Genomic DNA, 12,336 nt, shown 5'->3' with positions numbered 1-12,336 from the left:
GGTTGCCGGGCAGCCGGTGCCGGGAGTGCGGCACCTGGTGTCCATCCGTGACCTCACCGACGACGACCTGTACTCGGTGGTCGCCCAGGGGGCCCGCTTCGCCGCCGGGGGGTACGGCGAGCCGCTGGCCGGACGGGTGGTCGGCACCTACTTCGTGAAGACCTCCACCCGTACCCGCAGCGCCTTCACCGTCGCCGCGCTGCGGCTCGGTGCCCGGGTCGTGGCGTACGGGCCGCACGACCTCCAGACCAACACCGGGGAGTCGAGTGTGGACACCGGTCGGGTGCTGGCCGGCATGCTGGACGCCCTGGTGGCCCGGACCGCCGCCGACCCGACCGAGATGCGGGACTGGTCACGGCAGGACCGGATGGCGGTGGTCAACGCGATGAGCGCCGAGGAGCACCCCACCCAGGCGCTGGCCGACCTGACCACCCTGCTGCGCCGGTTCGGCCGGATCGAACACCTGCGGTTGCTCTACGTGGGGGAGGCCAACAACACCGCGACCGCCCTGGCGCTGGCGTTGACCCGGTTCCCCGGGGTGGAGCTGGAGCTGCGTACCCCCGCCGGCTACGGCCTGCCGGCCGACATCCTGGCCGACGCCACCGCGCAGGCCGGGCAGCGGGGTGCCCGGATCGTGGAGCGGCACCACATGGACGACCTGCCGGACGACCTCGACGCCATCTACACCACCCGCTGGCAGACCACCGGCACCAGCAAGCCCGACCCGGACTGGCGGCGCCACTTCGCCCCGTTCCAGGTGCACCAGGGACTGTGGCGGGGCAGCCCGCACGCCGTGTTCCTGCACGACCTGCCGGCGCACCGGGGCGAGGAGGTGACCGCCGAGGTGCTCGACGGTCCGGCCAGCATCGCCTTCCAGCAGGCCGAGAACAAGCTCTACAGCGCGATGGCGGTACTCGACTGGTGCCTGGCGCCGACCACGGGACCCCGGCCGTGACGGTGACCGGCCCGGCGGCCGGCCCGGCGGCGACGCCGACGGTGGCCGATCCGGCCGCCACGCCGGAGACGGCCGGTTCGGCTGGCCCGCCGGAGGTGGCCCCGCCCACCACACGCCGGGGACGGCTGACCGGCAACCGGGACTTCCTGCTGCTCTGGACCGGCGCCGGGGTGTCCGCTCTCGGTTCCCGGGCCACCTCGATCAGCTACACCCTGCTGGTCTTCTGGTCGACCGGCTCGGCCACCGCGGCCAGCCTGGTCACCTTCGCCGCGCTGCTGCCCAATCTGGTCGCCCAGCTCCCGGCCGGGGTCCTGGTCGACCGGTGGGACCGGCGGCGGACCATGCTGTGGTGCAACGTCGGCCGGATCCTGGCGATCGGCAGTGTCGCCGTGGCCGTCGCCCGGGACACGGTCTGGCTGCCGCACCTGATGGCGGTCGCGTTCGTGGAGGCCACCCTGGGCATCTGCTACGCGCTGGCCGAGCGCGCGGCGGTGTTCAACGTGGTCCCGGCCGAGCGGTACGGCGCCGCGACGGCGGCCAACGAGTCCCGGGCCAACGCGGCCAGTATCCTCGGCCAGCCGGCGGGGACCCTGCTCTACGCGGTGACCCGGTGGGCGCCCTTCGGGTTCGCGGCCCTGATGCACCTGATCTCGCTGGCCACCCTGATCTTCGTCCGGCGGGACCTGCAGGCCCCGCAGCCGGACACCGACCGGGGTGCCGGGCTGCTGGCCCGGATGCGGGAGGGCTTCGCGTTCGTCTGGGGACAGCTCTACCTGCGCCGGGCGATCGGCCTGTTCGCGGCGAGCAACATCCTGTTCCAGGTCCTCGGCCTCGGCCTGGTGGTGATCGTGAAGGCGGCCGGCGGCTCCCCGCCGACCGTCGGCCTGCTCCTCGTGGTGAACAGCGTGTTCGGCATGGCCGGCGCGATGACCAGCAACTTCTACCTCAGCCGCTGGGGTATCCGGCGGATCATCATGACCGTCAACGTCGGCTGGGCGGTACTGATGTCCCTGATCGGTTTCGCGCCGAACCTGATCCTGCTCGGGGCGATCTTCGCCCTGATCCACTACGGGGCGGGCATCGGCAACGTGGCCGGGATGCTCTACGTCTTCCGGACCGCCCCGGACCGGCTGCGCGGCCGGGCCGGGTCGATCGTCATGCTGCTCACCTCGGGCGCCAACTCGCTCGGCGCGCTGCTCGCCGGTTTCCTGCTCGACTCGACGGCGGTCAGCACCGCCATGTCGGTCGTGGGCGGGGCGATGGCGGTCATCGCGTTGCTCTCCGTTCTCGGCTTCGGTGGCCGGGCCGCCGCCGAGGCCGAACGCCGGGAGGCAGCCGAGCAGGCAACGGCCGGTGGTGCCACGGGCGGCCCGGCCGGGTAGCCCGTGGCCGGCGGCTCGCCAGGGTTAGCCGGCGGCCGGCCGTACCGTCACGCGGCCCGGGCGAGCGCCTCGAACTCCGCGTCGGTCAACCGCACCCCGGCGGCGGCGACGTTCTCCTCCAGGTGCGCCACCGAGGAGGTACCCGGAATGGGCAGCATGACCGGCGACCGGCGCAACAGCCAGGCCAGGGCGAGCTGCGCGGGCGTCGCGCCGTGCTCCGTGGAGATCGCGTCCAGCGGACCGCCGGGCCGGGCCAGGTTGCCGGTGGCGATCGGGAACCACGGGATGAACGCGAGATCGTGGCGTTCGCAGTGGTCGAGGACGTCCTCGGCGCTGCGGTCGGCCAGGTTGTAGAGGTTCTGCACCGAGACGACCGGGGTGATCTCCTGGGCGGCCTCGATCTGCGCGACGGTCACCTCGGAGAGTCCGATGTGCCGGATCTTGCCCTCCTGCTTCAGCAGCGCCAGCTCACCGAGCTGGTCCGCCAACGGCACCTTGGCGTCGATCCGGTGCAACTGGTACAGCGGGATGCAGTCCAGACCCAGGTGGCGCAGGCTCAGCTCGCACTGCTGGCGCAGGTACTCGGGCCGTCCCACCGGCCGCCAGTCGCCCGGACCCGAGCGGGTCAGGCCGGCCTTGGTGGCGATCACCAGGTCGTCCGGGTACGGGTGCAGCGCCTCCCGGATCAGCAGCTCCGAGACGAACGGGCCGTACGAGTCGGCGGTGTCGACGAACGTCACCCCCAGCTCCACCGCCCGGCGCAGTACCCGGACCGCCTCGGCCGGGTCCTTCGGGTCGCCCCACACCCCGGGACCGGTGATCTGCATGGCGCCGTACCCCAGCCGGTCGACCTGGAGGTCACCGCCGATCCGGTACGTGCCGGACGCCTTCGCGGGTCGGTCCACGGCGTTGGTCCCCATCAGGTTGCGTCCCCTCATCCGGCCGTCAGTGCTCGTCGCGGCAAATCTAACCGGCCCCGGTGCCGTCCGCCCGGGGATCGACACCCCCTCGGTCATGCGGGCGCGGCCCGGGGACCGTCGGCCCTGGGCGGGCGATATCGACGAAATATAGCCATCGGGCCGACCCTGGGCCCGGTCGAACGCCCGGGACGCCGAGGGAGCCTGGAAGATGAACGGACACGAGAGCTGGAAGCCGCTGGAGATCAGCCCGGAGAGCGTCGGGTGTGCGCCGGGCGCGGAGGCGCTCGTCGGGTATCTCGCCGGAATCGACCTCACCGCGCTGCTCACCGCCGAGAAGGCGCTGGTGTTCCGGGGCTTCGGGGTACGACCGGAGACGCTGGACCCGGTGATGGACCTGCTGCTGCCCCGACGGCTGGCGTACGTGCACGGCAACTCGCCGCGCACCAAGGTGGGGCGGAACGTCTACACCTCCACCGAGTACCCGGCCCGCTACACGATCTCCATGCACAACGAGCTGTCGTACGCCGCCTCGTGGCCGGCCCGGCTGCTCTTCTTCTGCCAGATCGCGGCGGAGACCGGCGGGGCCACCCCGGTGGTGGACGCCGCCCTGTGGCTCGACTCGCTGGATCCGCAGCTGCGCGCCGACTTCGCCGGTGGGCTGCGCTACCAGCAGAACCTGCACGACGGGATGGGCCTGGGCAAGAGCTGGCGGGAGACCTTCGAGACCGACAGCCGGGACGAGGTGGAGGAGTTCCTGGCCGACAGCGGGGCGGACTGGCAGTGGACGGTGGACGGGCTGCGGGTCTCCCAGCTCCGCCCGGCCACCACCCGGCACCCGGTCACCGGCGCCGAGGTGTGGTTCAACCAGGCCGACCAATGGCACCCGGCCGGTCTGGACGACGAGATCGCCAAGGTGATGACGCAGGTGATGGCGCAGGACGAGCTGCCCCAGTCGGTGACCTTCGCCGACGGCTCCCCGATCCCCGACGAGTACGTCACCCAGATCCGGGACCGGGGCCTGGCCGCCGCGATCGACGTCGACTGGCGGGTCGGTGACCTGCTGCTGATCGACAACGTGCTGACCGCGCACGGCCGGCGGCCGTACACCGGCGACCGCCGGATCCTGGTCGCCATGTCGGACTGACCACGATGACGACGACGGTGGTGGCCCGCCCGGTCGACTCCGACCCCTGGCTGCGGGTGTTCCGGGGTGGCCTGCGCTCCCGGCTCCGCCTGGTCTGCCTGCCGCACGCCGGTGGCACGGCCGGTTTCTTCCAGTCCTGGGCCGCCCGGACACCGGACTGCGTCGACCTGCTCGCGGTGCGGTACCCGGGCCGGCAGGACCGGCTCGCCGAACCCTGCGTCGATCGGATGGACGTCCTCGCCGACCGGGTCACCGACGCGCTCGTGCCGTACCTGGACCGGCCGTTGGCGCTGTTCGGGCACAGCATGGGTGCCTCGGTGGCGTACGAGGTGACGATGCGGCTGGCGGAGCGGTTCGGCGCCGCGCCGGTGGCGTTGTTCGTCTCCGGGCACGGGGCACCGCACGTCACCCGGGTCGACCAGGACCCGGACCAGCTCGACGACGAGGAGTTCCTGTCCCGCATCGGCGCGCTCGGCCAGGTGGACCCGGTGGTGTTCCGGTCGGCGAAACTGCGGGAACTGGTGCTCCCCGCGCTCCGCGCGGACCTGCGCCTGATCCACCGGCACCTGCCCCGCACCGCACGGCGGGTGGACGTGCCGATCGTGGCGTACCTCGGTACCGCCGACCCGGCCTGCACGCCCGCGCAGGTCGCCGCCTGGGCGGAGCTGACCACCGGAGGTTTCCGGCTGCGGGCGTTCCCCGGCGACCACTTCTACCTGGTACCGGCGGAGGCCGACCTGGTGGCCGACCTGACCGCACAGCTGGGGGACCTGACCACGCCACCGGCCTGACCGGTGGTGCCACCGTCACAACCTGGGGAGGCAATCTGTGACCGAACTGCTCACCGAAGGGGTGCCGCCGTTGACGACGCCCCTGGACCCGGCCCGGTACGACCGGTTCCGCACCGGCTTCCACGCCGTCACCGGCTTCGGTCAGCGACTGCTGGCCGCCCGACTGGTCGCCGTGGACGCCCTGCCGGCGCCCGGCGGCACCGTCGGGGTGGAACAGCTCCGGGACCGGTTCGGGGTGCTGCCGCAGTACGACCGGCTCTGCCACGCCCTGCTCGACATCCTGGACCGGGCCGGTTACCTGCGCCGCGCCGGTGACCGGTTCGAGGTGACCGACCGGATCCCGGAGGTCACCGGGCTCGCCGCCGACGGGGTGGCCGCCGCCGAGGCCGACCGGCTCCGGGAGGCGTACCCGGAGGTGGCCGGGTACCTGCCGTTGCTGACCACCTGCCAGGCCCGTCTCGTCGAGGTGCTGGACGGTCGGGTCCCGGCCAACGAGGTGCTCTTCCCGGGCGGCTCGGCCGACCTGGTCTCGGCCGTGTACCGGGACAACGTGCAGCTCGACTTCTTCAACCAGCTCTGCGCCGAGCGGGTGCAGAGCCACGTCCGGCAGTTCCTCCAGCGTTATCCGCGCGGGTACGCGGAGGTCCTGGAGGTGGGCGCCGGGACCGGCGGTACCACCGGGCCGGTGCTCGCCGCGCTGGGGGAGTGGGCCGACCGGTTGCGTTACCTGTACACCGACGTCGGTCCGGTCTTCCTGCGGCTGGCCCGCCGGCAGTTCGGCGCGGGTCGGCCCTACCTGGACTTCGCGCGCTACAACGTCGAGGGCAGCCCGGACGATCAGGGTTTCGAACCCCACTCGGTGGACGTGGTGCTCGCCAGCAACGTGCTGCACGCCACCGAACGGATGGCCAGCACGCTGGTGAACTGTCACCGGTTGCTCAAGCCGGGCGGGATCCTGGTGGTCAACGAGATGACCCGGCGGCTGGACTACAACACGCTGACCTTCGGTCTGGCCGAGGGCTGGTGGCGGTACGCCGACGACGAGGCCCGCATCCCGTACTCGCCACTGCTGGACGGACCCGGCTGGCGGGCGGCGCTGGAGCAGGCCGGGTTCACCGGGGTCGAGCTGCACGGTGTGCCGGTGGTGGACCCCGTGGAGCAGGTGCAGTCCCTGGTGGTGGCCACGGCGACCGGCCGGCACTGACCCGTCGACGCGCCGGTGCCGCCCGGCCGGGGGTCAGCGCAGCCGGTGCGCGCCGGCTCCCGCCTCGGCCAGGAACGCCACCGGCGCGTCGAACCCCCGGTCCGCGTACGCCCCGGCGACCGCCTCCCGTACCGCGTCCGCCCGGTCCGCGTCGACCAGGGCGAGGACGCAGCCACCGAAACCGCCACCGGTCATCCGGGCACCCAGTGCGCCTGCTGCCAACGCGGTGTCCACGGCCAGGTCGACCTGCGCGACGGTGATCTCGTAGTCGTCCCGCATCGACCGGTGCGAGGCGGTCAGCAGCGGGCCGATGTCCCGCAGCCGGTCGGCCCGCAACAGGTCGACGGTGTCCCGTACCCGCTGGTTCTCGGTCACCACGTGCCGGACCCGGCGGCGGGTCACCGCGTCGGGCAGCGCCCGCAGCGCCGCGTCGAGGTCGTCGACGTCCCGCAGGGCGGGCACCCCGAGCTGCCGGGCGGCCTGCTCGCAGGTCGACCGGCGCAGCGCGTACTCGTTGTCGACGTGCTGGTGCGGGGTCCGCGAGTCGACGACCAGCATCGCCAGACCTGCGGTGGCCAGGTCGAACGGTACGTGCTCCACGGCCAGCGAACGGCAGTCCAGGAAGAGCGCGTGACCGGTGCGGCAGAGGGTGGACGCCGCCTGGTCCATCACCCCGCAGGGCACGCCGACGTAGTCGTTCTCGGCCCGCTGGGCCAACCGGGGCCGGTCCGCCACCGGCAGGTCGACGCCGGCCAGGTCGCACAGCGCGGTCAGCACCGCGCACTCCAGTGCCGCCGACGACGACAGCCCGGCGCCGACCGGTACGTCCGACCCGACCGACAGTTCGGCTCCGGGCAGGGTGAAGCCGGCGTCGGTGAGCGCCCAGAGCACCCCGGCGACGTACCCGGCCCAGCCGGTGACCCGGCCCGGAACAAGGTCGTCCGGGCCGATCGTGACCGGCTCCGCCGCGAAACTGCTGGACACCACCCAGCGGGCCGGGCCCGGCAGTAGCCGGGCGGTCACCGAGGTGCGGTGCGGCAGGGCGAAGGGCAGCACGAAACCGTCGTTGTAGTCGGTGTGCTCCCCGATCAGGTTGACCCGCCCGGGAGCGACCCAGACACCCTGCTCAGCGGACGTGCCGTTACCTGCGGACATGCTGCCGTACTCCTGTGGATCGAAGGGTTTCACGGCCGGACGGTCGGATCGGCCGGCGGTCCGGCGGCGGTCCCGGCTGCGCTGCCGGCGTTGCCTCCCGGGCCACTGCCGGCGCCGCCTCCGGGGCCACTTCCCGGGTCGGCGAGGATCACCTCGTCGACGCGGGACCGCAGTTCGGTGCGCGCGTCGTCGGTCAGGCCGGTGTCGGTGACCACCACGTCGGCCCCGTCCAACGGCATGATCGTGGCGATGCCGACCAGATCCCACTTGGTGTGGTCGGCGAGCACCACCACGGTCCGGGCCATCGCCGCCAGCGCCCGGTTGGTCTCCGCCTCGGCCAGGTTGGGCGTGGTGTAACCGGCCCGGGCGCTCATCCCGTGCACGCCGAGGAAGAGCAGGTCGACGTTGAGCCGGCTGACCACGGCCGTGGCGGCCGGGCCGACCAGCGCGTCGGACGGGGTGCGGACGCCACCGGTCAGCAGCACCGTCCGGTCGGGACGCTGGTCGCGGTGGAAGACGTCCGACACCGCCACCGAGTTGGTCACCACGGTCAGGCCGGGCACCGTGGTGAGCAGCCGGGCGAGCGCGGCCGTGGTGCTGCCGGCGGAGATGCCCACCGCCGAGCCGGGGGCCACCAGCTGCGCGGCGGCCCGCGCGATGGCCGCCTTCTCCGCCTCCTGCCGGGTCGCCTTCACCGAGTACGCCGGTTCGTCGGCGGCGGTCTCCACGGCGAGTACACCACCGTGCACCCGGGCGATCAGACCGTGCGCCACGAGCACGTCGACGTCCCGCCGGATGGTCATGTCGGAGACCCCGAACGAGCTGGCGAGTTCGCTGACGCGTACCCCGCCACGGCGGCGTACCTCGTCGACGATCGCCGCCCGACGCTGCGGTGCGAGCACCCGGCCTCCTCGGTTCACAGGGCTACGGATCCGGAACGGACGAACAATATCGAACACCGGCCCAGATGCCCAGTTGTACGCGGCTGAATCTGCGGTGCCGACCGGCGGACCGGCCCCGGTCGCGCGGCGGGGTGGTGAATCGTCTGTTCGATCGTGTTGCTCCTTGTTCGTTTCTGGGTTTAGGCTCCGACCGTGTCCATCCCGATCCCCGCCGACGCCGATCCCCGCAGCAGCACCGGGGACGTCCACACGTCCGTGACCCGGCTCGCCGACGGACGTGAGCTGATCTACTACGACCGCGCCCCGGTCCGCCGGGACAGCTGGCCCGACCGGCGGGACCTGCCGGACCGACCCGCCACCGGCAGCGCGCGGCTCGATCCGCGTACCGGTGACTGGGTGATCGTCGCCACCCACCGGCAGAACCGGATCTTCCTGCCCGCCGCCACCGACTGCCCGCTCTGCCCCTCCCTCGACGGCCGGCAGACCGAGGTGCCCGCGCCCGACTACGCCGTCGTGGTGTTCGAGAACAGGTTCCCCGCCCTGGTCGGTGCGGCCACCGGCGCCGTGCGGCCGGCCCCGGTCGACGGCGTGGCCGGCGCCGTGGACCCGGTTGCCGGCCCCGGCCCGCTCGCCCCGACGGCGGACACCGGTGCCGACCTGCTCGCCGAGATGCCCGCCACCGGCCGCTGCGAGGTGGTCTGCTTCGACAGCCGGCACGACGTGACCTTCGCCGGTCTCGACACCGACCAGGCCGGGCTGGCCCTCGCGGCGTGGAGCGACCGGACCCGGGCGCTCTCCGCCCGCCCCGACATCCGCCAGGTCTACTGCTTCGAGAACCGGGGACCGGAGATCGGCGTCACCCAGCACCACCCGCACGGCCAGATCTACGCCTACCCCTTCGTGCTGCCCCGCACCCGACGGATGCTCGACCGGGCCGCCGCGCACCGGGCTGCCCACGGCAGCAACCTCTTCGACGACCTGGTGGCCGCCGAGACCGCCGACGGCAGCCGGATCGTGGCGGAGAACGACCACTGGACGGCGTTCGTGCCGTTCGCCGCCCGCTGGCCGTACGAGGTGCACCTCTACCCCCGGCGGCGGGTGCCCGACCTGCCCCACCTCGACCCCGGGGCGCGGGCCGCGCTCACCCCGATCTACCTCGACCTGCTCCGCCGGTTCGACCGGCTCTTCGACGCCCCGGCGCCCTACATCGCCGCCTGGCACCAGGCCCCGGACGCCCCCGGCGCCGCCGAGTTCGCCCTGCACCTGGAACTGTTCACCAACCGGCGGACGTCCAGCAAACTCAAGTACCTGGCCGGTACCGAGTCCGGCATGGACGCCTTCTCCAACGACATCGTGCCGGAGGAGGCGGCCCGGCGGCTGCGGGAGGTCGGCGCGGCCTGACCGTCCCCCGTCGCCGGCCCGTCGCCCGTCCCGGGCCACCCTCAGGGCAGGACGCCCGGACCCGCAAAACGCGTTGTCCGGGCGTTGCCGGTGTGCGAGGGTCCCCGGCGTGACGGACTACCGCAGCATCAACCGGGCCAGCTGGGACGAGCGGGCACCCGCCCACGCGTCGTCCCCGGACTACGCCGTGGAACGCTTCGTCGCGGACCCGGGACACCTCAGCGACGTGGTCCGCTTCGACCGGCCCCGCCTCGGTGACATCGCCGGGCTGCGGGTCGTGCACCTCCAGTGCCACATCGGTACCGACACCCTGTCGCTGCACCGGCTCGGTGCCCGGACGACCGGGCTGGACTTCTCCAACGCGTCCCTCGCCCAGGCCCGCAGCCTGGCCGCCCGGACCGGTGCGGAGATCGACTTCGTCGAGTCCGACGTGTACGCCGCCGCGCAGGTGCTCGAACCGGGCGCCTTCGACCTGGTCTACACCGGGGTCGGCGCGCTCTGCTGGCTGCCCGACATCCGGCGCTGGGCGGAGGTGGTCGCCGCCCTGCTCCGACCGGGTGGCCGGCTCTTCCTCCGGGAAGGGCACCCGATGCTCTGGGCCCTCGACGACACCCGCGCCGACGGGCTGCTCGCCGTGGAGCACCCGTACTTCGAGCGGCCCGAGCCGCAGGTCTGGACGGAGGGCGGCACGTACGTCGCCACCGACGTGACCTTCCAGCACAACGTCACCCACGAGTGGAACCACGGCCTCGGCGAGACCGTCACCGCGCTCCTCGACGCCGGCCTCGACCTCACCATGCTGGTCGAACACGACAGCGCGCCCTGGGACGCGCTCCCCGGCCGGACCGCCCGGGACGGGCAGGGCGAGTGGCGGCTGGCCGACCGGCCCTGGCGGCTGCCCCAGACCTACACCCTCCAGGCCCGCCGGCGCGGCTGACGCGGCCGGCCCCGGCGCCAGGACCGGCTCTACCCGGCGCGGGGACCAGCTCCGCACCGGCGCCAGGACCAGCTCCGCACCGGCACCGGCACCGGGACCGGCCGGGTCAGCGGTCGGCGAAGCGCTCGGCGAACGCCACCAGGTCCCGCCGCTGGATCGCGGCGGCCATCAGGTCCGGGAACGCGTCCGGCGTACAGGCGAAGGCCGGTACCCCCAGCGCGGCGAGCGCGGCGGCGTTCGTCCGGTCGTACGCCGGTGCCCCCTCGTCGGAGAGCGCGAGCAGCACCACCACCTGCACCCCGGCGGCGGTCATCTCCGCCACCCGGCGCAGCATCTGCTCCCGCACACCGCCCTCGTACAGGTCGCTGATCAGCACGAAGATGCTGTCCCGGGGCCGGGTGATGAGCTGCTGGCTGTAGCCGATCGCCCGGTTGATGTCGGTGCCCCCGCCCAACTGGGTGCCGAACAGCACCTCCACCGGGTCGTCGAGCTGGTCGGTGAGGTCCACCACGGCGGTGTCGAACACCACCAGCGACGTCCGCAGCGAGCGCATCGAGGCCAGCACGGCCGCGAACACCCCGGAGTAGACCACGGACGCGGCCATCGAACCGGACTGGTCGACGCAGAGCACCACGTCCCGCTGTACCGCCGTGGTCCGCCGGCCGTACCCGACCAGCCGCTCCGGGACCACCGTCCGCAGCTCCGGCTGGTAGTGCTTCAGGTTGGCGCGGATCGTCCGGTCCCAGTCGATGTCGGCGTGCCGGGGCCGGTTGATCCGGGCGGCCCGGTTCAGTGCCCCGGTCACCGCCGCGCGGGTCTGCTGGGCGATCCGCTTCTCCAACTCCTCGACCACCCGGCGGACCACCTGCCGGGCGGCGTCCCGGGTCCGGTCCGGCATCACCCGGTTGAGCGAGAGCAGCGTGCCGACCAGGTGCACGTCGGGTTCGACGGCGGCGAGCATCTCCGGTTCCAGCAGCAGCCGGGTGAGGTTCAGCCGCTCGATCGCGTCGGCCTGCATCACCTGCACCACCGTGGACGGGAAGTACTCCCGGATGTCGCCCAGCCAGCGGGCCACCCGGGGGGCCGACCCGCCCAGCCCGGCGGAGCGCTGCGCCGACCGGCCCTCCCCGTCGTCCCCGTTGTCGTAGAGCGCGGCCAGCGCGCCGTCCATCGCGGCGTCCCCGCCGCCCGGCTTCCCGCAGGAGCCGTCGGCCGGGCCGCCCAGCACCAGTCGCCACCGGCGCAGCCGTTCCTGCCGGGCCACTTCGGTCATCGAGGTCACCGGATCTCCCGTCCGAGCAGGATGCTGAGGGTGGGCAGCACGGTCGCCGCCCGGTCGTGGTCGAGTCCCACCGCCACGGCGGCGGCCACCGGACCCCCGGTGGCGCTGACCCGCTCGCCGATCGCCCGCCGCTCACCGGCGGCGAAACCGCCGAAGGTACGCCGCAACAGGGGCAGCACCTCGGTGAACGAGTCGGCCGGAATGCCGGTCAACCAGTCGTCCACCAGGGACAGCAGGTCGTCGTCGTGCACCAGCAGCAGCCC

General features: G+C 73.3%; 12 protein-coding genes. 7 read left to right on the top strand and 5 right to left on the bottom strand.

The annotated features are described in order from the left end of the window. The first annotated feature begins 16 nt into the window (after positions 1-16). Both GSF22_RS08990 and GSF22_RS08985 read left to right on the top strand, forming a co-directional pair. Positions 17-955, top strand: coding sequence for an ornithine carbamoyltransferase (locus GSF22_RS08990; protein WP_208812785.1), 939 nt, complete (start codon positions 17-19; stop codon positions 953-955). Beyond that, positions 952-2,337: an MFS transporter gene (locus GSF22_RS08985; protein ID WP_208812774.1), complete on the top strand. Its 1,386-nt coding sequence runs from the start codon at positions 952-954 to the stop codon at positions 2,335-2,337. Before GSF22_RS08990 ends, GSF22_RS08985 begins: the two co-directional genes overlap by 4 nt. 47 nt (positions 2,338-2,384) lie before the next feature. On the opposite strand, the gene GSF22_RS08980 is transcribed toward GSF22_RS08985, so the two are convergent. Beyond that, entirely contained in the window at positions 2,385-3,257 is an 873-nt protein-coding gene (locus GSF22_RS08980; RefSeq protein ID WP_208812772.1) for an aldo/keto reductase, read from the bottom strand. A 208-nt stretch (positions 3,258-3,465) separates the two neighbouring features. Here GSF22_RS08980 and GSF22_RS08975 point away from each other — a divergent pair, with 208 nt between their 5' ends. The 3 genes from GSF22_RS08975 to GSF22_RS08965 are packed head-to-tail and all read left to right on the top strand — an operon-like array spanning position 3,466 to position 6,396. Then, complete coding sequence (locus tag GSF22_RS08975; protein ID WP_208812770.1) at positions 3,466-4,401, top strand: TauD/TfdA family dioxygenase; 936 nt, start codon at positions 3,466-3,468, stop codon at positions 4,399-4,401. Between the two features lie 5 nt (positions 4,402-4,406). Beyond that, entirely contained in the window at positions 4,407-5,192 is a 786-nt protein-coding gene (locus GSF22_RS08970; protein ID WP_244366774.1) for a thioesterase II family protein, read from the top strand. A 37-nt stretch (positions 5,193-5,229) separates the two neighbouring features. After that, entirely contained in the window at positions 5,230-6,396 is a 1,167-nt protein-coding gene (locus tag GSF22_RS08965) for a class I SAM-dependent methyltransferase (RefSeq protein WP_208812768.1), read from the top strand. A 33-nt stretch (positions 6,397-6,429) separates the two neighbouring features. On the opposite strand, the gene galK is transcribed toward GSF22_RS08965, so the two are convergent. Together galK and GSF22_RS08955 are read right to left on the bottom strand one after the other, a co-directional pair. Continuing rightward, positions 6,430-7,551: a galactokinase gene (gene galK, locus GSF22_RS08960; RefSeq protein ID WP_208812781.1), complete on the bottom strand. Its 1,122-nt coding sequence runs from the start codon at positions 7,549-7,551 to the stop codon at positions 6,430-6,432. Positions 7,552-7,580: 29 nt separating this feature from the next. Continuing rightward, complete coding sequence (locus GSF22_RS08955; RefSeq protein WP_208812766.1) at positions 7,581-8,453, bottom strand: DeoR/GlpR family DNA-binding transcription regulator; 873 nt, start codon at positions 8,451-8,453, stop codon at positions 7,581-7,583. A gap of 192 nt (positions 8,454-8,645) precedes the next feature. Between GSF22_RS08955 and galT the strand changes: the two genes are divergently transcribed. Next, positions 8,646-9,854, top strand: a complete 1,209-nt coding sequence (gene galT / locus GSF22_RS08950) for a galactose-1-phosphate uridylyltransferase (protein ID WP_307803847.1) — start codon at positions 8,646-8,648, stop codon at positions 9,852-9,854. A 109-nt stretch (positions 9,855-9,963) separates the two neighbouring features. Next, complete coding sequence (locus GSF22_RS08945; protein WP_208812764.1) at positions 9,964-10,791, top strand: class I SAM-dependent methyltransferase; 828 nt, start codon at positions 9,964-9,966, stop codon at positions 10,789-10,791. A 106-nt stretch (positions 10,792-10,897) separates the two neighbouring features. On the opposite strand, the gene GSF22_RS08940 is transcribed toward GSF22_RS08945, so the two are convergent. Then, positions 10,898-12,064 carry a VWA domain-containing protein gene (locus tag GSF22_RS08940; protein ID WP_208812762.1) on the bottom strand — a complete coding sequence of 389 codons (1,167 nt, stop codon included), beginning with the start codon at positions 12,062-12,064 and terminating at the stop codon, positions 10,898-10,900. Positions 12,065-12,069: 5 nt separating this feature from the next. Beyond that, positions 12,070-12,336 (bottom strand): DUF5682 family protein (locus tag GSF22_RS08935; RefSeq protein WP_244366770.1); only part of this gene is annotated, 267 nt, incomplete at its 5' end.

It is taken from the genome of Micromonospora echinofusca, assembly GCF_017614955.1.
GTDB classification, from domain to species: Bacteria; Actinomycetota; Actinomycetes; order Mycobacteriales; family Micromonosporaceae; genus Micromonospora; species Micromonospora echinofusca_A.
The sequence above is the reverse complement of the archived record's forward strand: the minus strand, read 5'-3'. Positions and strand labels throughout refer to the sequence as shown.